At 69.2% G+C, this 20874-nt stretch carries 23 protein-coding genes; 13 read left to right on the top strand and 10 right to left on the bottom strand.

Going from position 1 to position 20874, the window contains the following annotated elements:
• Positions 1 to 56 precede the first annotated feature (56 nt).
• Together H7F49_RS11050 and H7F49_RS11045 are read left to right on the top strand one after the other, a co-directional pair.
• Positions 57 to 563, top strand: a complete 507-nt coding sequence (locus H7F49_RS11050) for a hypothetical protein (RefSeq protein WP_185683660.1) — start codon at positions 57 to 59, stop codon at positions 561 to 563.
• Positions 564 to 595: 32 nt separating this feature from the next.
• A complete protein-coding gene (locus H7F49_RS11045) occupies positions 596 to 1060 on the top strand; it encodes a hypothetical protein (protein ID WP_185683659.1) in 465 nt (154 codons plus the stop codon).
• Between the two features lie 23 nt (positions 1061 to 1083).
• On the opposite strand, the gene H7F49_RS11040 is transcribed toward H7F49_RS11045, so the two are convergent.
• The 6 genes from H7F49_RS11040 to H7F49_RS11015 form a co-directional block, all read right to left on the bottom strand.
• Positions 1084 to 1779 carry an ATP12 family chaperone protein gene (locus H7F49_RS11040; RefSeq protein WP_185683658.1) on the bottom strand — a complete coding sequence of 232 codons (696 nt, stop codon included), beginning with the start codon at positions 1777 to 1779 and terminating at the stop codon, positions 1084 to 1086.
• A 640-nt stretch (positions 1780 to 2419) separates the two neighbouring features.
• The gene (locus H7F49_RS11035; RefSeq protein WP_185683657.1) at positions 2420 to 2665 is read right to left on the bottom strand and encodes a hypothetical protein; all 246 of its coding nucleotides are present in this window, start codon (positions 2663 to 2665) and stop codon (positions 2420 to 2422) included.
• Entirely contained in the window at positions 2662 to 3345 is a 684-nt protein-coding gene (locus H7F49_RS11030; RefSeq protein ID WP_185683656.1) for an HAD-IA family hydrolase, read from the bottom strand. The genes H7F49_RS11035 and H7F49_RS11030 overlap by 4 nt, the downstream gene beginning before the upstream one ends.
• Positions 3342 to 3944, bottom strand: coding sequence for an FMN-binding negative transcriptional regulator (locus H7F49_RS11025; protein WP_185683655.1), 603 nt, complete (start codon positions 3942 to 3944; stop codon positions 3342 to 3344). The genes H7F49_RS11030 and H7F49_RS11025 overlap by 4 nt, the downstream gene beginning before the upstream one ends.
• Positions 3944 to 5269 carry an RluA family pseudouridine synthase gene (locus H7F49_RS11020; protein WP_185683654.1) on the bottom strand — a complete coding sequence of 442 codons (1326 nt, stop codon included), beginning with the start codon at positions 5267 to 5269 and terminating at the stop codon, positions 3944 to 3946. The genes H7F49_RS11025 and H7F49_RS11020 overlap by 1 nt, the downstream gene beginning before the upstream one ends.
• A complete protein-coding gene (locus H7F49_RS11015) occupies positions 5266 to 5688 on the bottom strand; it encodes a fluoride efflux transporter FluC (RefSeq protein WP_185683653.1) in 423 nt (140 codons plus the stop codon). The genes H7F49_RS11020 and H7F49_RS11015 overlap by 4 nt, the downstream gene beginning before the upstream one ends.
• A 229-nt stretch (positions 5689 to 5917) precedes the next feature.
• On the opposite strand from H7F49_RS11015, the gene rpsU reads away from it, so the two are divergent.
• The 8 genes from rpsU (at position 5918) to H7F49_RS10975 (ending at position 12959) form a co-directional block, all read left to right on the top strand.
• Positions 5918 to 6124: a 30S ribosomal protein S21 gene (gene rpsU, locus H7F49_RS11010; protein ID WP_008070684.1), complete on the top strand. Its 207-nt coding sequence runs from the start codon at positions 5918 to 5920 to the stop codon at positions 6122 to 6124.
• Positions 6125 to 6236: 112 nt separating this feature from the next.
• Positions 6237 to 6770, top strand: coding sequence for an FKBP-type peptidyl-prolyl cis-trans isomerase (locus tag H7F49_RS11005; RefSeq protein WP_185683652.1), 534 nt, complete (start codon positions 6237 to 6239; stop codon positions 6768 to 6770).
• A 32-nt stretch (positions 6771 to 6802) separates the two neighbouring features.
• Positions 6803 to 7090, top strand: coding sequence for an Asp-tRNA(Asn)/Glu-tRNA(Gln) amidotransferase subunit GatC (gene gatC / locus H7F49_RS11000; protein WP_185683651.1), 288 nt, complete (start codon positions 6803 to 6805; stop codon positions 7088 to 7090).
• A 157-nt stretch (positions 7091 to 7247) separates the two neighbouring features.
• A complete protein-coding gene (gene gatA / locus H7F49_RS10995; RefSeq protein ID WP_185683650.1) occupies positions 7248 to 8732 on the top strand; it encodes an Asp-tRNA(Asn)/Glu-tRNA(Gln) amidotransferase subunit GatA in 1485 nt (494 codons plus the stop codon).
• 91 nt (positions 8733 to 8823) lie between these two features.
• Complete coding sequence (gatB, locus tag H7F49_RS10990; protein WP_185683649.1) at positions 8824 to 10326, top strand: Asp-tRNA(Asn)/Glu-tRNA(Gln) amidotransferase subunit GatB; 1503 nt, start codon at positions 8824 to 8826, stop codon at positions 10324 to 10326.
• A gap of 79 nt (positions 10327 to 10405) precedes the next feature.
• Positions 10406 to 11161, top strand: coding sequence for a hypothetical protein (locus H7F49_RS10985; protein ID WP_185683648.1), 756 nt, complete (start codon positions 10406 to 10408; stop codon positions 11159 to 11161).
• Positions 11158 to 12357, top strand: coding sequence for a M48 family metallopeptidase (locus H7F49_RS10980; RefSeq protein ID WP_185683647.1), 1200 nt, complete (start codon positions 11158 to 11160; stop codon positions 12355 to 12357). Before H7F49_RS10985 ends, H7F49_RS10980 begins: the two co-directional genes overlap by 4 nt.
• A 50-nt stretch (positions 12358 to 12407) precedes the next feature.
• Entirely contained in the window at positions 12408 to 12959 is a 552-nt protein-coding gene (locus H7F49_RS10975) for a hypothetical protein (RefSeq protein ID WP_185683646.1), read from the top strand.
• Positions 12960 to 12976: 17 nt separating this feature from the next.
• Here the strand turns inward: H7F49_RS10975 and H7F49_RS10970 are convergent, their stop codons facing one another.
• The 3 genes from H7F49_RS10970 to H7F49_RS10960 all read right to left on the bottom strand — a co-directional run bounded on the left by H7F49_RS10970 (position 12977) and on the right by H7F49_RS10960 (position 17726).
• On the bottom strand, positions 12977 to 14377 hold the full coding sequence (locus H7F49_RS10970) for an alpha-amylase family glycosyl hydrolase (RefSeq protein ID WP_185683645.1): 1401 nt from the start codon (positions 14375 to 14377) through the stop codon (positions 12977 to 12979).
• Positions 14378 to 14477: 100 nt separating this feature from the next.
• Positions 14478 to 14777 (bottom strand): hypothetical protein, encoded by a 300-nt coding sequence (locus H7F49_RS10965; protein ID WP_185683644.1) that lies wholly within the window; start codon positions 14775 to 14777, stop codon positions 14478 to 14480.
• A gap of 36 nt (positions 14778 to 14813) precedes the next feature.
• The gene (locus H7F49_RS10960) at positions 14814 to 17726 is read right to left on the bottom strand and encodes a M16 family metallopeptidase (RefSeq protein ID WP_214647767.1); all 2913 of its coding nucleotides are present in this window, start codon (positions 17724 to 17726) and stop codon (positions 14814 to 14816) included.
• 225 nt (positions 17727 to 17951) lie between these two features.
• Here H7F49_RS10960 and H7F49_RS10955 point away from each other — a divergent pair, with 225 nt between their 5' ends.
• From H7F49_RS10955 to H7F49_RS10945, 3 genes are all read left to right on the top strand, one after another.
• Positions 17952 to 18629: a DUF4197 family protein gene (locus H7F49_RS10955; protein ID WP_328806677.1), complete on the top strand. Its 678-nt coding sequence runs from the start codon at positions 17952 to 17954 to the stop codon at positions 18627 to 18629.
• Positions 18630 to 18754: 125 nt separating this feature from the next.
• Positions 18755 to 19384 carry a hypothetical protein gene (locus tag H7F49_RS10950; protein ID WP_185683642.1) on the top strand — a complete coding sequence of 210 codons (630 nt, stop codon included), beginning with the start codon at positions 18755 to 18757 and terminating at the stop codon, positions 19382 to 19384.
• Positions 19385 to 19493: 109 nt separating this feature from the next.
• Positions 19494 to 20174, top strand: coding sequence for a hypothetical protein (locus H7F49_RS10945; RefSeq protein WP_185683641.1), 681 nt, complete (start codon positions 19494 to 19496; stop codon positions 20172 to 20174).
• A gap of 18 nt (positions 20175 to 20192) precedes the next feature.
• Here the strand turns inward: H7F49_RS10945 and H7F49_RS10940 are convergent, their stop codons facing one another.
• Positions 20193 to 20750, bottom strand: a complete 558-nt coding sequence (locus H7F49_RS10940) for a DUF7010 family protein (RefSeq protein ID WP_185683640.1) — start codon at positions 20748 to 20750, stop codon at positions 20193 to 20195.
• Between the last annotated feature and the right edge of the window lie 124 nt (positions 20751 to 20874).

The following is a 20874-nucleotide window of genomic DNA, read 5'->3' as shown; positions in this document are numbered from 1 at the left end:
GCTCGTGCGAACGGGGTGTTGACCGGCTGTTGACGCTTTGGCGCTAAGCCCGGGGCATGGCCTGGTTCCGTTCCGATCCCCTGTTCGGCACGCGCAGCGCGCGCCGCGACCTGCGCTTCTGGATGATGCTGCTGGTCGGCGCGGTCTTCGTCTATGGCGGCTTCACCATCGAGCCGGCCACCAACTGTAACGACAGTGGCGAGTGCGCGCCCTGGCTGGTGCCTCTGGGCGGGGTGATGGGGCTGGGCGTCGTCGCCATGGCGCTTGGCCCCCTCCTGGCGAACCCGCAGCGCGGGATCATGCTCGATCCCGCCACGGACGAACTGGTCTGGTGGCAGAACCGCACGGCCAGGCATCCCGGCGACGAAGGCCGCATCGCGCCCGAGCAGATCGCCCGGATCCGCTACGTCTCGCAGGGCGATGCGACCGAGATCCACGTCTACGATCGCCAGGGCGACCGGCTGCCTTACCTCGACGAGGAGGTCATTCCCGGCTGGCCGCTGACCTGGGCCCGGCACATGGTGGGGCGCTGGCCGCATATCGTGCTGGTGGAAGAAGATTAGGCTGATCGGCCGAAGCAGGAGGGAACGAACAGGTGACTGTCGGCGAAGACCGGAAGATGCCCCACTGGTATCTTGCCACACTCCCCCTTGTGCTGAGCCTGTCCAGTGCGTTCGCTCGGTCGCAGGGCCTGACCCTGGACATGATTTCGCACGTCACGGCTGCGCTATGCACCCTGTATGGCGCTGGCATCCTGGTCCTGTACCATCGCGGCAAGGCGTGGACCTGGCTGGCCCTGGCCGGTTGTGCCGCAGTGAGCATCGGCCTGTGCGTGGCGATCCGTCATCCCCGGCCTTCGTTCTTGCTGAACAGCCTGGTGGACCTGCTGACCTTTGCCCTGGCCAGTACGGTCGTTGCGTCGGTTTTCCTGCTGCTCAACCTGCCGGCGAGCGATGCCGGGCAACGGGCGCACCGCCGCAAGATCGCCAGGGTGCCGGCCATCGCCCTGGCTCTGTTGGTCGCGGTTCTCGGCCTGGGCCCACTGACCCTGACCGTGTGACGACTGTCAGCGCGGGCGCGCGTTCAGCCCCGCGCCAACCGCGCGAAGTCCGCCGCCGCCAGGAAGGCCTTGCGCCGCTTCTCGCGCCGGGCCTCGGCCTCGGCGTCGTGGCCCCAGCGGTCGGCCTGCCAGTCTTCCTCGAGATTGGCGGCGGTCCACAGCGCTTCGGGATCGGCGTCGTCCTCCAGCGCGGCCAGCCCGATCACCAACGAGGCGGCAAGGCCTGCCAGGTTGCGCAGTGCGGCCAGGGCAAAGTCATCGCGGGTGGCGAGCAGCGCGTTCAGCCGGGCCATGGTGGCGGCGGGCTGCGGACGGTGGATCACGCCGTCGATCCGCTCGAACGCCAGCCCGTGGCGCGCCTCGGCGGCCTGCAGCAGGGGTTCCCAGACCAGGTCCTGTTCGCGCCGCTGGCTGTCGCCCGCTTCCGCGCGGTAGCACAGCGTGTCGGTCTCGCCGTAAGGCAGCAGCTCGCCGATCGCCTGGTTGCGGTCGGGGCCGACCACGTCGATCGCGAAATCGGTCATGTCGCGGTAAACGAACCGGGCGGGATCGATCGTCTCGCCCTGCGCGGCCCATTCTTCGGCGAGCCGTTCGGCCAGGGCCCGGGTGGGGACGACCTGCGCCCGCCCGCCGACCGACTTGATCGGACGGCCATCGAGCATGACGCGCCAGCCGCCGTCCTGGGATGCTACGGCAACGTCCTGGTAGAAGCGCTTCATCGGAATAGGAATCCTGAACGATCTCGAGAACTCGCCCCGTTCGTGTCGAGCGCGGTCGAAAGGCGTGTCTCGACTGCGCTCGACACGAACGGGGAGGGGAGGGTCTTGATGCCGCGCCAAGTGGATCAATTCAGCGACGGAGTAAACGGCCGACGTGAGCGGCAAGCTGACGCGCGGTATCGTACCAGCGGAGATTGGCTAAATCACTGGCTACTACTCACCGTGCAACTGTGGTCCTTGCGTTTGACAATGTACAGACTGTCATGGCCCAAGCTGTTTCCAACGTAAATCAGTCTGAGAAAGATCTCATCGGAGTTTGATCTGACTTTAATTATGTAATCGCCCAAATCTATGCCAGTGCTACGCTCTTCCACGCATTGCACCGCAAGAACGAGGTCTTTTGAGGGGGTATCGATTCTTTCCTCATGCGCATATGAATAGTGAGTAATTGCGAAGCAGGTTGCAATTGACAAAAGCGCGCAAAGCGTCTTGCTTTTTGACCCTTTTGCTTGAGAAAAGAGCGATTTGGTCAGGCGGTTAACGGACACGATTTCCTCCTCCTCCTACCAATGTCGCAAAGGCAAGGCACGAGTGAACCGGCACAAACCCTTATTCGACCCTGTCCAAACCCACGCCCCGCTCAGTTCCTCGTCTTCCAGCGGCGCGCCAGCACCCGCGGCATCACGAAGACATCGAAGAACCCGACCACGGCGAACACCACCCCGACGATCCACGGCAGGTTGAGCTTGCGCTCGGTGATCAGGATGCCGAGCAGGACCATCACGGCCCCGCTCATGCGGATCAGGGTGATGGCGATGAAGCGCGCCTTGGCCGGGTCCTTTGCCCCGTCGGAGGCTGGCGTGCCGGTCGGGTTGGTCTCGCTCATGGCAGCAGGTAGGTCCTCAGGTCGGCAACGGTGCCGGCAACATATTCGGCCCCGGCCTCGATCAGTTCCTCGGCCTCGTGATAGCCCCAGGCCACGCCCACGGCACGCACGCCGGCCTCGGCGGCCATCAGCATGTCATACGCGGTGTCGCCGATCATCACGGCGTGCTCGGGCCGGGCGAGGGCATCGTCGAGCGCGGCCTGCAGCATGGCCGGGTGGGGCTTCGAAGGGTGCCGGTCGGCGGTCTGCAGGGTGGTGAACAGGTGGGCGATGCCGTGCGTGTCCAGGCAATGCTCCAGCCCGCGGTCGGACTTGCCGGTGGCGACGCCCAGGGCGTAGCCCGCATCCACCAGGGCGCCCAGCAGCTCGGCCATGCCGGTGAACAGCGGTTCGGACAACTCTCCGGCGGCGCGGGCGGCGCGGAAGGCCGCCTTGTAGGCGCCCACGATCTCGCGTACCGCATCATCGTCGCTGTCCGGAGCGAGGCGCCGCACCGCCTGGGGCAGGGACAGGCCGACCGAGCGGCGGATCAGGCTGGCTTCCGGAGCGGCCAGGCCGTATTGGGCGAAGGCCACCTCCATCGCCGAAATCACCGCGCCCTGGCCATCGACCAGCGTGCCATCGCAATCGAACACCACCAGGCGGTTCGGGCCCGCGCTCGTTGTTTCCGGCGCGGTCACGGCACCAGGGTCCGCATCAGCTCGGCCAGCGCCGGGGCGCCGCTGTCGACCAGCCCGGCCGCCACGCGGGCGCGATCCTCGGCGGACTTGTTCTGCGACAGCTTGAAGGTGGAGCGCCAGACCTCGACCTCCAGCTCGAAGCCGACGATCCCGCCCATCAGCCGGGCCATGCTGGCCGGGGGCACCTTGTCCATCGTCCAGGGCGCGGATGGATTGACGCGCGCCTCGTGCCGGGCCGAGACCGTTTCCAGCAGACCGTGCAGCCCCTCTTCGCTCATCCGCCGGACGCGCCCTTCCATCTCGACCGCCACATAGTTCCAGGTCGGCACCTGGCCCTGATCCTCATACCACACCGGCGAGACATAGGCATCGGGGCCGTTGACCACGGCGAGCGCCTGGGCCCCGTCGAGCCAGCGCGTCAGGGCATTGCCGCGCGAGAGGTGGAACTGGATCGCCCCGTCCCCGGTCGAGAGCAGCGGCACATGGGCCACGCGGGGGCCGTCCGGGGTGGTCAGGAAGACCATCCCGAACCCGACCTCGGCCACCAGCGCCTCAAGCAGGGCCCGGTCGTCGTGGCGGAATGAGGCGGCCGGGTGCATCAGCGGGACTTCGGACCGGGCTGGCGCGGAGCAGGACGACCGGCCGGTTTGGCGCCGGGGCGGGGGCCGGACTTCGCCGGGGGTTTGGTCCCGGGTCTGGCTGCAGGCTTGGTCCCGCCGGGCTTGGCCCCACCGGATTTCGCCCCGGCGGACTTTGCAGGTGGCTTCGGCGGGCCGGAGCGGGCGCGCTGCCCGCTTGGCGGGCGGGCCGTGGCTCCGCCGCCGTCGGCGCGCTTGCGGCGTTCGCCCCGCCGCTCCTTGCGGTACTGCTTGGCATGGGCCTTGGCGGCGGCCTTCTTCGCCTCGCGCTCGGGCATTCTCGGCGCCTCGGGCAGGTCCGCGCCGAGCGCCTCGTCGAAACCGAGCTGGGCCATCGAATTGGCAAAGTGTTCGGGCAGCTCGGCGGTGACGTCCAGCGGGGCGCCGTCCGGGTGCTCGATCAGCAGGCGGCGCGCGTGAAGGTGCATCTTGCGGCTGATCGAGCCCGACAGGAACGCCTCCTGCCCGCCGTACTTGCCGTCACCCACGATCGGGTGGCCGATCGCCGCCATGTGCACGCGGAGCTGGTGGGTGCGGCCGGTCAGCGGCTGCAGCTCGACCCAGCAGGCCCGGTTGCCGGCGCGGTCGACCACGCGGTAGCGGGTGCGGGCGGGCTGGCCGTGCTCGCTTTCGTCGACCATCATCTTCTCGCCGCCGGTCCCGGGCTGCTTGGCCAGCGGCAGTTCGATCAGGCCATCGCCGATCGAGGGCACGCCGACCACCAGCGCCCAGTAGATCTTGCGCGCCGAACGGCCCGAGAACCGCCTGGAGAAGAAGGCCGCACTGCCCGGGGTCGCCGCGATCAGCAGCACGCCCGAGGTGTCCTTGTCGAGCCGGTGGACCAGGCGCGGGCGCGGCCCGTCCTGGACATAGGCGTCCAGCAGGCCGTCGACATGTTCGTAAGTGCCGCTGCCGCCCTGGGTGGCGAGGCCCGGCGGCTTGTTCAGCACGATGGCCGAACGGTCGCGGTGGATCACCATCGAATCGGCCAGCGCGATCTGGTCCTCGGTCAGCTCGCGCTTGGGGCGGGTGCCCGACTTGCTCGCCTCGTTGCCGCCCGGCGGGACGCGCAGGACCTGTCCGGCGCTGAGCCGGTCGGCCGGATCGGCGCGCTTGCCGTCGACCCGGATCTGCCCGGTGCGCGCCCAGCGCGAGACGGTGGCGAAGCCGACCTGGGGCAGGTGGCGCTTGAACCAGCGGTCAAGCCGGACGCCCTCGTCATCGGGCTGGACGGTGAACTGGCGGACCTGGTCCGCGTTGCCGGGGTGAGGGCCGCGCGCGCTCATGCCAGCGTTCCCGTCGCCAGCCAGCGTGTCAGCCACAGGCCCGCAAACAGTGCGGCAAAGCCGGCCACCAGGGACAGCCCGACATAAAGCGCCGCCAGACCGAGGGCGCCACGCTCGACGAACAGGGCGAACTCCAGCGCGAAGGACGAGAAGGTGGTGTAGCCCCCCAGCACGCCGACCCCGAGCAGCAGGCGCCACCCTTCGCCCCCCTGGCCGTGGCGGGCGAGGAGCCCGACCAGCAGGCCCATGGCCAGGCTCCCCAGCACGTTGGCGGTGAGCGTCGCCCAGGGGAAGGCCGTGCTGGCGGCGGGCCCGGCCAGCAGCCAGGCGCGCCCGGTGAGGTAGCGCAGCCAGGCTCCGGCCGCGCCGCCCGAGGCGACCAGCAGGGAGGACAGGGCGAAGGAGGGAGTGGAATTCATCTGCCGGCCCTTAGCGAGGCTTTGCCCAAGATGCCACTTTCTTGGCGTGGCTTGGCCATTTCTCCCGGCGCGCGTGCTTGCCAAGGACCGACTCCCCTGCTAACGGCCCGCTTCTTCGAACCGGTCCCGCGAGGATTCGGGGCGGTTTGTATTGGCATTCACAAGGTGCTCCCCCGCGCGCTGAACCAGCGGGGTTCTCGCCTTCCGATCTGTTGAGGTGTGTCGGTTTATGCAAATTCTCGTTCGCGACAACAATGTCGATCAGGCTCTCCGTGCGCTCAAGAAGAAGCTGCAGCGTGAGGGCGTGTACCGCGAGATGAAGCTGCGCCGTCACTACGAAAAGCCCTCGGAAAAGCGCGCCCGCGAAAAGGCTGCCGCCGTGCGCCGCGCCCGCAAGCTTGAGCGCAAGCGCGCCGAGCGCGACGGGGCGAAGTAAAGAAAAGCGCGCTGGCCGGACTTGTTTCGGCCGCGGCTTTCCGCCAAGAGGGCGCGGATTTTTCCGCGCCCTTTTTGCTGTGCGCGGTCCATTGCACCTTGAGGACGAATCGATGACCGAGATCACCCGCGTTCCGCTCCAGCCCCTGGCGAAGGGCTCGCTCGGCAAGCTCTGGCTGGGTCTGGCCGCCGCCGTGGCGGTGGCCGGCGGCGTGGCCTGGGCGGCGATGCCCCCGCTGGTCTCGGTCAAGGCGCTGAAGGCCGGCAATGGCCCGACCGCGACCGCCGATGACGTGGCGCTGATCGACTACACCGGCCGCCTGGCTGACGGGAAGGTGTTCGACCAGGGCAAGGCCCCGCTCGCCGTGCGCGAGGTGGTGCCCGGCTTCTCGCAGGCGCTGCAGCAGATGCAGGCGGGCGGCAAGTACAAGGTCGTGATCCCGGCCAAGCTCGCTTATGGCGACAAGGCGGTCGGTCCGATCCCGGCCAATTCCGACCTCTATTTCGACATCGAGGTGCTCGGCGTGATGAGCCGCCAGCAGTTCGAGCAGCAGCGCCAACTGATGCAGATGCTGCAGGCCCAGCAGCAGGGCGGTGCCGCCGGTGCCGCGGGCGGGGCCGCTCCGCAGGCGCTGCCGCAGCCCTGATCGTCCCTGTCTTTCAAAAGGTCTGACGCCCCATGTCGGTCGATACCGCCACCGTTGCCAAGATCGCCTCGCTCGCCCGGATCAAGGTGAGCGACGCCGAGGTCGCGGCCATGGTCCCCGAACTCAACGGCATCCTCGCCTGGGTCGAACAACTGGGCGAGGTCGACGTGACCGGGGTCGAGCCGATGACCGCGGTGATCCCCAACCAGTTGCGCCTGCGCGACGATGCGGTGACCGACGGCGGCATCCGCGATGCCGTCCTGGCCAATGCCCCCGCGCCCGAGCACGGCTTCTTCGGCGTGCCGAAGGTGATCGAGTAAAAATGCATGCATTTTTGCTCGATCATCCTGAACAGCGGCTCAAACCAAGTTTGAGCCGCGACCGTTTCAGGATCCAGAAACAAAGACTCAGTGTGTCCATGCGGGGCCTGTGCCTCCAGGCAGAATGGACCCTGAAACAAGTTCAGGGTGACGATTTATGACCGACCTGACCGACCTTGGCATTGCCGACATCCGCAACGGCGTCGCCGCCGGGACCTTCACCGCGGTGGAGGTGGCCGAGGCGTTCAACGCCGCCGTCGCCGCCGCGCAGCCGGCGCTCAACGCCTTCATCGTCACCACGCCGGATGCCGCGCTCGATGCCGCGCGCCGGGTCGATGCGGCGCGGGCGGCGGGCCAGGCGCTCGGCAAGATGGCCGGCGTGCCGATCGGCATGAAGGACCTGTTCGCCACCAAGGGCGTGCAGACCACGGCCGCCAGCAAGATCCTGGCGGGCTTCACCCCCGAGTACGAGAGCACGGTCAGCCAGAACCTGTGGAACGCCGGGGCGGGCATGCTGGGCAAGCTCAACCTCGATCAGTTCGCGATGGGATCGTCGAACGAGACCAGCGCCTTCGGCAATGTGATCTCGCCCTGGCGGCGTCCGAACGACACGGCGCCGCTGGCGCCGGGCGGCTCGTCGGGCGGCTCGTCCGCCGCCATCGCCGCGCGGCTCTGCCCGGCGGCGACGGGGACCGACACCGGCGGGTCGATCCGCCAGCCCGCCGCCTTCACCGGGATCGCCGGGATCAAGCCCACCTACGGCCGCTGCTCGCGCTGGGGCGTGGTCGCCTTCGCCTCGTCGCTCGACCAGGCCGGCCCGATGGCGCGATCGGTGCAGGACTGCGCGATCATGCTGGAGGCCATGGCCGGGTTCGATCCCAAGGATTCGACCAGCCTCGACCTGCCCGTGCCCGAATGGGAAGCGGGGCTGAACCCCAGCATGGCCGGCAAGCGGGTGGGCATTCCGCGCGAATACCGGCTCGACGGGATGGATCCGGACGTCGCGAAGTCCTGGGACGATGGCATCGCCTGGCTCAAGGACGCGGGCGCCGAGATCGTCGAGGTCTCGCTCCCCCACACCAAGTACGCGCTGCCGACCTACTACATCATCGCCCCGGCTGAAGCCTCGTCCAACCTCGCGCGCTATGATGGCGTGCGCTATGGCCTGCGCGACCTGCCGGATGGGGCGGGGCTGCAGGACATGTACGCCGCGACCCGCGCTGCGGGCTTCGGGCCCGAGGTCAAGCGCCGCATCATGATCGGCACCTACGTGCTCTCGGCCGGGTTCTATGACGCCTACTACACCCAGGCGCAGAAGGTCCGCGCCCTGATCGCGCGCGATTTCGAGCTGGCCTTCCAGCATTGCGACGTGATCCTCGCGCCCACCGCGCCGACCGCGGCCTTTGCCCTGGGCGAGAAGAGCGACGATCCGCTGGCCATGTACCTCAACGACGTGTTCTCGGTCCCGGCCAGCCTCGCCGGCCTGCCCGCCATGTCGGTCCCCGCCGGGCTCGACCGCCAGGGCCTGCCGCTCGGCCTGCAGGTGATCGGCCAGGCCTTCGACGAGCAGGGCGTGCTCAACGCGGGGCTGGCGCTGGAGCAACGTGCGGGATTCACGGCCAAGCCCGCCAAGTGGTGGTGATCTCCTTCCTCCGTTCGTCTCGAGCGAAATTGAGAGACGGACGGGCCAGCGCAGGTGTCTCGACTGCGCTCGACACGAACGGTGAATGAACATGACGGAATCCGCGTATCGTATCCAGGGCGCCACGGGCGAGTGGGAGGTCGTGATCGGCCTTGAGGTCCACGCGCAGGTCGTATCCAAGTCCAAGCTGTTCTCGGGCGCGGCGACCGCTTTCGGGGCCGAGCCCAACGCCCAGGTCAGCCTGGTCGATGCGGCCATGCCGGGCATGCTGCCGGTGCCGAACAAGGAATGCATCCGCCAGGCGGTGCGCACCGGCCTGGCCATCGATGCCCAGATCAACAAGTGGTCGCGGTTCGATCGCAAGAACTATTTCTATGCCGATCTGCCGCAGGGCTACCAGATCAGCCAGCTCTATCACCCGCTGGTGGGCGAGGGGCACATCGACATCAGCCTGGATGACAAGAATCCCGATGCCGAGGTCAAGCGCATCGGGATCGAGCGGATCCACGTCGAGCAGGACGCAGGCAAGCTGATGCACGATCAGCACCCGACCATGTCCTATGTCGACCTGAACCGGTCCGGCGTGGCGCTGATGGAGATCGTCAGCCGCCCGGACATGCGCTCGCCCGCCGAAGCCGGGGCCTACCTGCGCAAGCTGCGGGCGATCCTGCGCTATGTCGGTTCGTGCGACGGCAACATGGAGGAAGGCTCGATGCGCGCCGACGTGAACGTCAGCGTGCGCAAGCCGGGGGCCGAATTCGGCACCCGGACCGAGACCAAGAATGTGAACTCGGTGCGCTTCGTCATGCAGGCGATCGAGCACGAGGCGAGCCGTCAGGTCGATGTGCTGGAGAGCGGCGGCAAGGTGGTGCAGGAAACCCGCCTGTTCGATCCCGACACCGGCACGACCCGTTCGATGCGCAGCAAGGAAGATGCGCACGACTATCGCTATTTCCCCGATCCGGACCTGCTGCCGCTGGAACTGGACGACGCCTTCGTCGAAGCCTGCCGCGCCAGCCTGCCCGAACTGCCCGACGCCAAGCGCAAGCGCTATGAGACCGCGCTGGGCCTGACCCCCTATGTGGCCGGCGTGCTCACCGCCGAGGTCGAGACCGCGCGCTGGTTCGAGGCGCTGCTGGCCGAAACCGCGACCAAGCAGGGCAAGGGCGAGGAGGCGGTCGCCAAGCAGGCCGCCAACTGGCTGACCTCCGAACTGTTCGGCGCACTCAACCGGCTGGGCCGCAGCCTCGAGGACAGCCCGGTCAGCCCGGCGCAGGCGGCCGAGCTGCTGGCGCTGGTGGCCGACGGCACGATTTCGGGCACGATCGCCAAGCAGGTGTTCGAGAAGATGCTGGAAAGCGGCGACGGCGCCGCGGCCATCGTCGAGCGCGACGGGCTGAAGCAGGAAAGCGACACCGGCGCGATCGAGGCCGTGGTGGCCAAGGTCCTCGCCGACAATGCCGACAAGGTTGAACAGTACAAGGCCGGCAAGGAAGCGCTGTTCGGGTTCTTCGTCGGCCAGACGATGAAGGCCATGCAGGGCAAGGCTAATCCCCAGGTGGTCAACGAGCTGCTGAAGAAGCAACTGGGGTAGGCCGCTAACCCCACAGGGGAATGGTCCTCGGGATTGATCCGGGTGTAGTCTGACGATCGGGTCGCCGCCTTGCGCGGGGATGCCGATGGGCACGTGGTGGATCACCGGACTGGCCGTGGCTGCACTGGGTGCAGCGCCCCTGGCGGCGCAGGAAAGCGTGGGCATCCGGGCGGACTTTTCCGCCGCCGACCTGCAGGGTGAGGCCATCGTGCTGATCCGGCCCACGGTCTGGGTTGGCGCTCAGTCAACCGGTGGGACGCCCGAACCCAATGCCGAATGGACCGACACCGCTCGCGCCCTGCTCGCGGCCGAACTGCAGCAGCGCGAAGCCCTCCTGGGACGCAAGCTGGTGGCCGAGCCTGAGGTGACCGGCGCCGATGGGACGCTGTTGGCCGGCTATCGGGCGCTGTTCGCCACGGTCGCCCGGGCGGCGATGACTTATCAGTTCTTTCGCGGCAACCGCCTGCCCACGCACAGGCATGCGCCGTTCGCGTGGACGCTCGGCCCCGGGACGCAGCGCATCGCGGCGTTGACCGGCGCGCGCTATGCGCTCTTCGTCGACCTGCGTGACGCCTATGGGTCCACCGGACGGAAGCTGTTCCAGATCGCGGCGGCCGGGCTGGTCGGGCTGAGCATCACCTCGGGATTGCATCGGGGGTTCGCCGGGCTGGTGGACCTGCGAAGCGGCGATCTGGTCTGGCTCCGCGCCGATCAGGCGATGGGTGGTGATGTCCGAACCGCCGAAGGCATGCGCCGGCGCGTGGGGCAACTGCTGGAGCAGATGCCCCAGGCCGGCGCAGCGTCGGTCCCGCCCACCAGGGAGGGATCGCCATGATCGGGAGCCTTTTCGGTCGCGGCATGGGCTTGCTGGCTTGGCTGGGCGGTATCGGCCTGGCGGCCGGGCCAGCGGATGGGGCTGCTGCGGGACCCTTTGTCCGACCGCCCTATGCCGGCGCCTATGAGCCGCAGGGGGTGGACGAGCGCGGGCTCTGGATGGACCTCGACGAATTCGAACGCGATCTCGGCCAGTCGCCCGGCGTCGTCCGCGACCCGGGGCTCAATGCCTTCGTGCGCCAGGTCTTGTGCGACACGGTCGGTGCCGATCGCTGTGGCGCGCTGCGGTGCTACATCGTCGCGGACAGTCGGTTCAACGCCTTCATGGCACCCAATGGGATGACCGTCATCTACACGGGGCTGCTCGCAAGGCTTCATTCACAGGCCGAGCTGGCGGGCGTGCTGGGGCACGAATTCGCCCATTTTGAGCGCAGGCACAGCCTGGCCGGGGCCCTGCGCCAGCGGTCGGCGGGAAACTGGTCAGCCTGGATCTCGCTGCTGGGCGTGCTCACCGCGGTGCGCACCGGTGCGGTGCGCCAAGAGCTGCAGATCGGGCTGATCGCCTTCACCCGGGGACAGGAGGGCGAGGCCGATGCCCTGGCGGCGCGGTTGGTCGAAGGCTCGCGGTTCCGGCTCGCCATGGCCGCGGTGTGGCGCCGCGCGATCGAGGAGGACGACGCGCTGCGGCGCGAGAAGGGGCTGCGCCGCGTTCGTCACGACATCACCTCGCTGGCCGACGATCATCCCGCGGATGGGCAGCGCATGGCCATGTTCGCGGCGGAAGAGCTGCGTGTCGGGTCGCGCGGCCTGGATGGTGGGGCGGAGTATGCCGCGGCCACGGAACCGGAGCTGCCGTTGCTGTTCGCAGCGCTGGTGCGCGGGCGGGACTTTGCCGTTGCCGACTATGTCCTGCGATCGCGTGGCGAGGCGCTGGGCTGGTCCGGCGCCCTGCTGACGTTGCGGGGCGATCTTTTCCGTCTGCGGGGACATCCGCGCGACCTCGTCACCGCAGAGGAGCTGTTCGGCCAGGCGATCGCCGCCGGGCGGGCCCCGCCCGAGGCCTGGCGCGGACTGGGGCTGGTGCAGCTCAGGCGCGGCAACGCGGCCGGCAAGGCTGCTCTGGCCTCCTACCTGACCCTGGCCCCCTCGGCCGCGGACGCCCCGCTGATCCGCAACCTGCTGGACAGCGGACCGTGATGCGTCGGGTCCGGCATTGCGGGCTTTTGTGGATCGTCAGGACCCTGGCCTTGGCAGGCCTGGTCACGGCGAGCCCGGCGCTGGCGGGCTGGACCTTGGTCCCGGCCGGCCAGACGGTGGTGGTGGGTCAGCTCAAGCTGACCCCGCCGACGGCGTGGAACGCGCAAACGGGCAGCACGGCGCGGGGTGTGGCCTGGACGCACGACGGTTTCGAACTCAACCTGCTCGAGGTGACGGTTACCCGGTCCGGCGAGCCGCTCTATCGCGAGCGCCACCGTCGACGGGGAGTGGGGGGCGTCCTTCCCCCGCAATTCGCGCTGATCGATCTGGTCGACCTGTTCGAAAGTGGTTTCCGAGCCGGCTCGGGGGCGACGGTCTTCGTCATCGAGCAGGCATCGCCGGCCAAGCTGGCCGGGCTGCCCGCGGTGGAAATCCGCTATCGCTTCAGTCTGTCCGAAGATGCGCTGCCGTCCCGTGGCCTGGTGCGGCTGGCAATCATCGGGGACGCGGTCCACGCGATCAACTTCACCGCCCCCGCGCTCCACTACTTCGATGCCGGACAGGAGGAGGCGCGCCGGATCATGGACGAAGCGCGGATATGATCGCGCCGGCTGGCGGCCTAGCGTCCGCCGCCCGTCATGATTGACCAGCCCCACGGTTTGAGCGCCAAAGGCCGCCCGGCCAGGGTCATCTTCGCTGAGGTTCCCCGCAGGTTGACCGCCACGGTGACGCGGTCCTTGCCCTTGATCCGGCGGAAGGCGAAGACGTTGGGGGTGCCGGTGTCGAGGATCTCGAGGTTGCCCGGCTCGATCCCGCTGGCGAGGGCGGGGTGGGCGTGCTTGAGCGCCAGCAAGCGGGTGTACAAGGCGGCACGCGGCAGCGGCTGACCGGGCGCGGGCCAGGTCATCGGATCGCGGTCGAAGAACTTCAGCCGCCGGTCGAGCCCAGCCTCCTGCCCGCCATAGACCAGCGGCATGCCCGGCAGGGTCGCGGCGAGCACGGCCATGGCATTGGCGCCTTCGCCATAGAGCTCGCGGTCGGTGCCGTTCCACGAGTTCTCGTCGTGGTTGCTGGTGAAGGTCATGCGGTAGGCGCCGGCCGGGTAGCGGCGCTTGGGCGCGGTGTAGAGTGCGGCCAGATCGCGGGCATCGGCCTCGCCGCGCGCCACCTTGACCAGCAGGTGGAACAGCACCCAGTCATAGGTCATGTCGAAGGCGCGCAGGTGCAGGTCGGGCGTGTCGGCCTCGGCCAGCAGGAACATCGGCTTGATCGCGTCGAGCCGGGCGCGGGCCTCGTCCCAGAAATCGACCGGCAGGGTCCAGGCCACATCGCAGCGGAACCCGTCGATCCCGGTGGTCCGCACCCAATAGGACATGGCCTCGATCATCGCCGCGCGCACCGCGGGCTTGCCGTAGTCCAGCCCGATCACGTCGGACCAGACCTCTTTCTTGCCGGTGCTGAGATCGGTGTAATTGTAGCCTTCCAGCTCCCCGGCGGCGTTGCGCTTGTACCAGTCAGGGTGCTGGTCCACCCAGACGTGGTCCCAGCCGGTGTGGTTCGCCACCCAGTCGAGGATCACCTTGAAGCCCTGGGCATGGGCGGCATCGACCAGGTGGCGAAAATCCTCCAGCGTCCCATACTCGGGATTGACCGCCAGATAGTCACTGACCGCGTAGTACGATCCCAGCGAGCCCTTGCGCTCCTTCCGGCTGATCGGCTGGATCGGCATGATCCACAGCACGTCGACGCCCATCCGGCGCAGGCGGGGCAGGTGTGTCTCGAACGCGCGGAACGTGCCTTCCGGCGTGTACTGCCGGATGTTGACCTCATAGATGGTGGCCTGCCCGGCCCATGCCGGATGGCGCACAGCGCTGACGCCCTCGGCCAGCGGCAAGGGTTGCCCAGCGGCGGTAGCAGGTGCGGCAGGCGATTGTGCGGCCGAGGCGGTTGCGGTGAGGGTCACCGCGGCGAGAGCCCCGCCCATGATCGCCATCCGAACCGTGCGCACCGTCCTGCCCATGCTCTCGTCTCCCTGATCCGGCCCTTCGCGGGGCCGCACCGGACGGGTTAGGCGAGAATGGACGGCACGGGCAGGAGGTATTCGTATGCGCGTCCGCGGTTCAGGCGCGGGTCCCGCTGAGCGCCATCGATCCGAACACCCCGGCCTTGACCTTGCCGGTCATGGTGTCGCCGCTGACCGTGGCCTCCCCGTCCAGCTTCATCGGCATCGGGCTGGTCATGGCCATGGTCCAGGTCAACTGGTCGCCGTCGATCTGCCCGTTCTCGACCGGCAGGGTGCCCATCATCGGGCTGGTGAACGCGCCGCTGAAGGCGCTGCCTTCGATCGTGACCGAAATCGTGCCGGACTGTGCCCCCATCGGGGTCTGCACAGTGACGTTCCAGGTGCCGTTGGCGGACATGGTCTCTCCTTTTGGTTCGGCGGAATGGGGTTGGGTTCAGGGTGCGGGGGAGCCCGCCGGGACGATCTCGACCGGCAGGGGCAGGCCCTTGAGCTGGGGTTCGACCACCTTGCGATCGCCGACCACCACGAAGACCAGACCCTCGGGCTGGAGCCAGGTGGCGGCGGCCTGATTGAGCGCGGCGGCGTCGATCCGGCGATAGCGCTCCGGCAGGCTGCGCTGGTAATCGTCGGGGCGGCCGAGCCGGTCGTTCTGGATCACCGCCTGGAGCACGGCCATGTTCGTTTCGAACCGGTTGGGCAGGCCGCGGATGTTCCCGTCGGTCACCCGGGCCAGCTCGGCCGGCTCGACCCCGCGCTGGGCGGGCAGGGCCTTCATGTCGGCCAGCAGCAGCTTCAGCGAATCGCCGGTGCGGTCGGACTGGACCGGGGCCGAGACCATCAGCGTGCGCGGACCGACCGGGCTGGTGATCTGCGAACGGACGCCATAGGACCAGCCCTTGTCCTCGCGCAGGTCAATGTTGAGCCGTGAGAGGAAGCCGTCCCCCAGCACCTCGTTGGCCAGCTCCAGCGCTTCCTTGTCGGTATCGCGGCCGGTGAGGGGCAGGACCTTGCCGCCCAGGATGAAGGACTGCGGCGAGTTGGGCCGATCCACCAGGAGGATGCGCGGGTGGGCGGCGGGCAGGGCGGCGTCCATCGGCTTGGCCGGAGCCGGGGTGGCGGGCGCCGCCCAGCTTCCGAAGGCCTGTTCGAGCAGCGGCTGGAGCTGGGCCATGGTGACATCGCCGACCACGGTGATCCGCGCCAGGTCGGGACGGAACCAGGTGGCATGGGCCCGGCGCAGCGCGTCGGGGGTGAGTGCCGCCAGGGCTTCGCGCGTTCCCAGTCCGTCGCCCGGCAGGCCATAGGGATGCTGCGCGCCGAACAGGACCGGCGCCATGACCCGCATCGCCCGCGCCCCCGGGCTCGCCTCGGTCTGGGCCAGTTGGGCCAGACGCTGGTCGCGCACCCGTGCCACGTCCTCCGGGGCAAAGCGCGGGTTGCGCACCAGATCGGTCATCAGCGCGAGCGAGGGGGCGAGGTTGGCGGTCAGCGCATCGAGCAGGACCACGCTGGAATCGAGCCCGGCCTGGGCGCTGATCGAGGCGCCGAGCCGCTCCTGCTCCTCGGCGATGGCGGTGGCGCTGCGGGTGGTCGTGCCTTCGTCGAGCACGGCCAGCATGGTGGCCTGGGTGCCGGGCGCGTCGAGCCGGTCGGCGCTGGTCCCGGCGTCGAAGTTCAGGCTGACCAGCACCTTGGGCACGGCGGTGCGCCGCGCCAGGGTGACGCGGATGCCGTTCGACAGGGTGACCCGCTCCACCGCGGGGAAGGCCAGTTCGCCCACCGGGGCGATATCGGGCAGGGCGCGCTTCGGCCCCGGCTTGAGCGCGGGCATGGCTGCCGGCCGGGGCTTGCGCGGGGCCTTGGCGGCGGGCGTCTCGTCACCCCAGCCGCCCATCTGCTCGCCGCGTTCGGTCCGCTCGCCGGGCACCACGGCCAGGGTGAAGGCCGGGCGGCCGAGCCATTGCTGGAGAGCGGCCTTGACGCTCTGCGGGGTCAGCGCGGCCAGCGCGGCCATATCCTCCTTGTACTTGGCCGGATTGCCCGAATAGAGCGCGCCCTCGGCCAGGGTCCCGCCCTTGCCATAGAACCCGCCGACCTGCTCCAGCGCGGCGATCTGCGCGCTGGTCAGGCGCGTGGCGGATCGCCGCACCTCATCCTCGCTCGGCCCCTCGCTCACCAGCCGGTCGATCACCCCGGTGAAGGCGGCCTCGGCAGCGGCGGGATCGGTCCCGGGCTTCACGTCCATCACCGCCATGAGCTGGCTGACCTGCTCGTTTAGGCGGGCCATGGCCGAGACGCTGACCGCCTGCTGGCTGCCGCGCACCAGGGCATTGTCCAGCCGCGAGCTGGCCAGCCCGCCGAGGATGTCCATGCCCACGGCCAGGGCCACGGCCTGGGGATCGTTGAGCCCCGGGGCGCTCCACACCCGGTAGAGCCGGGTGGTCGGCACCTGATCGGCCATCACCCGGCGCACCGGGGCGGGCAGGGTGACCGGGGCCGCCGGGCGCGTCACCACGGCCGGGCCGCGGGGAATGGCGCCGAACCACTTTTCGACCAGCGGCCGCGCGGTCGCCACGTCGACATCCCCGGTCAGCGCCAGGACCACGTTGTTGGGCGCGTAGTTGTCCCGGAACCACTGGCGCACGTCGGCCAGGCTCGCCGCATCGAGATCGGCCATCGATCCGATCACCGAATGGCGATAGGGGTGGCCGACCGGGAACAGCCCGTCGCCGATCGCATATTCGGTCAGGCCATAGGGCTGGTTGTCACCCTGGCGCTTCTCGTTCTGGACCACGCCGCGCTGTTTGTTGAGCTTGTCCTGGGTCACCGCGCCGAGCAGGTGCCCCATCCGGTCGCTCTCCATCATCAGCGCCCGCTCGAGCGCGCCCTTGGGCACGGTCTCGACATAGTTGGTGCGGTCATAGTCGGTCGATCCGTTGGTGGCGGTCGATCCGGCGGCCTCCAGCGGGATGTCGAAGTTGGGCACGTTCTCGGACCCGCCGAAGAACAGGTGCTCGTACAGGTGGGCGAAGCCCGTCTTGCCGCGCGGCTCGTGCTTGGCCCCGACGCGGTAATAGGTGGTGACGCCGACAATCGGCGCCTTGCGATCGGTGTGGACCACCACGGTCAGCCCGTTGGCCAGGGTGAAGGTCTCGAACGGAATGTCGACCTGCCGGACCAGCTCGGCGAGCGGCGCCGGGGCGGGGGCGGGAGCGGGGGGAGCTACCGGCGCCGGTGCGGCGGGCGGGGCGGGGGGCGCCACGGCGACCGGCGGCGGGGTGCCGGCACAACCGGCCAGCAGCAGCGGGACAAGCAGGGCGGCGATCGGGGCGCGGGGCATGGTCATGGCGGCGATCCTAGCCAGCCGTCCCGCCAAAGCCAGTGCAAAACCGGCGCCTGCCCATGGGGCCAGCCCCGGGTTCCTGGCCGGGCACGGGTAAACAAGCGTTTCGCCGATTGGTCGCGCCCCCGCTTCGTGCCACAGTGCGGCAAAGCCAGCGGGAGAGGCACGATGCACGGGTCCGAAACTGACCAACACCTTGATCGTCGGACGATTCTGGCCTCCCTCGGTGTGGCGGCAGCGCTGGGACTGGCCGGCCCGCTGCGCGCCGCCGGACCGGGCGCGAAGGCGCTGGGCCCGGGCCTGCGCGATCTGCTCGGCCGGGCCTCGGACTCCTCGCTCGATGCGCTCGGCCAGCCCGGAGCCTTCTACAACGATCCGGCGGTGCGGATTGCCCTGCCGCTGGTCGGCAAGGCCGCCGGTGGTGCCAGCGGCGGACTGGGTGGGACTCTTCTGGGCCTGCTCGACAAAGGGCAGCAACTGGGCCTGACCGACAACCTGGTGCGCAAGCTCAACGATGCCGCGGGCGCCGCCGCGCGCGAGGCCAAGCCGATCTTCCGCAGCGCCATCGGCCGGCTCAGCCTGGCCGACGTGCCCGGCATCGCCACCCGCCGTGACGGGGCCACGCAATACCTGCGCAGCACGGCCGGGACCGACCTGGGGCTCAGGTTGCGTCCGCTCGTCGACAAGGGCCTTGCCTCGGTCGGCGCGCTGCAGGAGCTGGACCGCCTCTCGGCCCGCTCGTCCCTGTTGCAGACCGCCGGACTGACTCGCGACCGGATCGGCGGATCGGTGACCGAACAGGCACTCAACGGCATCTTCCGCTACATCGGCAACGAAGAGGGCCGCCTGCGCGACAATCCGGCCGGGGCGCTCGGCGGGGTGCTCAAGGGCTTGCTGGGTCAGTAAGGCGCCGTTGTCCTGAAAGCGGACGGTGTCGGCGCCCCGCTTGGCCCCTAAGCGGTTTCTGTTAGGGAACCCTCCAGCGCGGTGCGAGTAGGGCCGCAGACAGTCACCGGACCGGGATACCGAGCATGAACGGCAAGCTGCAGAGCCTGATCAACCTGGCCAGGTTCCTCTATGTCCAGCGCATTCAGGGCTTCGGTCCCCCGGGTGACGAGCCGCTGATGGATGAGGCCGGGGTGGCCCGGTTCAAGCGCGAACTGGCGCGTGCCCGGCGGTACGTGGAGTTCGGCTCCGGTGGCAGCACGGTGCTGGTCGATCGGGCCGGTATTCCCGCGGTCAGCGTGGAGAATGACCGTTACTACGCCCGCGCCGTCGCCACGCGGCTGGGTCAGGGTGCTGTCCGGCAGATCGTGGTGCCCATGGGCATAACCCGCGAATGGGGCTATCCCCTGTTCCGCAGCCCGCGCGCGGCCTGGCGCTATGTCTCGGCACCATGGGAAGAGGGTTCGTTTCCCGACCTGGTGCTGGTCGACGGGCGCTACCGGGTCGCCTGCGCCCTCGAAAGCGCCCGGCGCGCTCATGCGGCTGGCGTCAGTGCCGTCCTGATGTTCGACGACTACACCCCGCGCCCCCACTATCGGGTCGTAGAGGACTATCTGGGCAAACCCGAACTCGACGGCCGGGCCGCGCTGTTCACGATCGGCCAGGCGGCCGTGCCCGAATCCGCGGTGGCGCGCGGGCTTCAGGATCCGTCCTGAATCTTGCCGGCCGCTTAACCCTGGTCCTTGAAACGCCGGTGACGGTTTTCGACTAGCCCGCAGGCAAAGTCCGGATCGCATCCTGCGGTTCGCCCTGCGGAGTCCGTCAATGAAGCTCGCCCCTCTTGCGGCCAGTGCCGCGCTGGTTCTTGCCCTGCCCACCGCGGCCCAGGCCCAGAGCGCAGAGGACAAGGCCCCGCCGCGGATCGAGGCGGCGCTGACGCTCGGCTCGCTCGGCGCCGGGCCGGAGTTCACCTTCCGTCCGTCGCCCTACCTGGGTCTGCGCGCCAGCGCCGGGTTCCTCTCGGTCAACCACACCTTCGGGGTGAACGACATCGACTATCGCGGCGGGCTGCGGCTGGCCTCCTATGGCGGGACGATCGATCTCTACCCGTTCCGCAAGGGGCTGCGCCTGTCGGCCGGGCTGCGCGTCAACCGCAACAAGGTACGCCTGACGGCCACGCCGAACGGTCCGGTATCGGTCGGCCAGCTCACCTTCACCCCGGACCAGATCGGCACGCTTTCGGGCACGGTCACCGTCGCCGATCTCGCCCCGACCTTCACGCTGGGCTACCACACCGGCAAGGCCCGCGGCCTGACCTTCGCGATCGACGGCGGGGTGATGCTGCAGGGCACCCCGCGCGTGAACGACCTGACCGCCAATGGCACCCTGGCCGCCGACCCCACGTTCCAGGCCCAGCTTGCCGACGAACAGACCCAGGTCAACGCCAAGATCGACCAGTACAAGGTCTACCCGATCCTGCAGGTGTCGATCGGGTACGGGTTCTGAGGAAAGCCCGCCCGCCGTTCAGTGCAGCGTGGGCGGCCGCAGCCGGTCGCGCCGCACCTCGCCCAGCGTGATCGCCAGGCCGAAGCCCAGCTCGACCAGGCTCACCGCCACGGGAACCAGCGCGCGGAACGGCGGCAGGAAGGCCCCGGCCAGCCCCGCCCCGGTGACGGCAGCTGCCAGCAGCCAGTAGGTGCGGTCGCCATAGGCGCTCTGGAACACGAAGTAGCGGGTGCCGACGGCCAGGGCGGCGAGCGGGAACACCAGCTCGGGGCGCTGCGGCAGGATCACCCAGGCGGCGAACAGCCCCGCGATCAGCGCGGCGGTGCTTTCCAGCACGATGGTCCCACCGGGGTTGCCGGGCATCTCGCTGGCGCGCCGGAAGAGCAGGCGGCAGACCAGCTTGGACAGCGGGAAGATCAGCACCCCGCCGATGAACAGGTGGGCGAACCCGGCCCCCGTGCCATACCGCAGCATCGCAACGGCGGCGACCAGCCAGACCAGCCCCGACACCACCGCCCCCGGACCGCCACCGACATAGGCGCGCCGAAGATCGTCCTGAACATCGGTGATGATCATACCCGCTCCCCACTGGATGGCCCCAAGCTGGCTTGGGCGCACCGGACTGGCAAGTGCGCGGCTGGTCATGCCGGTGCGCAACAACGCCACAAATTTTGATCCACCTCCTTGTGTTGCCCAAACG

This window comes from Novosphingobium aerophilum, from assembly GCF_014230305.1.
In the GTDB taxonomy this organism is placed as follows: Bacteria; Pseudomonadota; Alphaproteobacteria; order Sphingomonadales; family Sphingomonadaceae; genus Novosphingobium; species Novosphingobium aerophilum.
The sequence above is the reverse complement of the archived record's forward strand: the minus strand, read 5'-3'. Positions and strand labels throughout refer to the sequence as shown.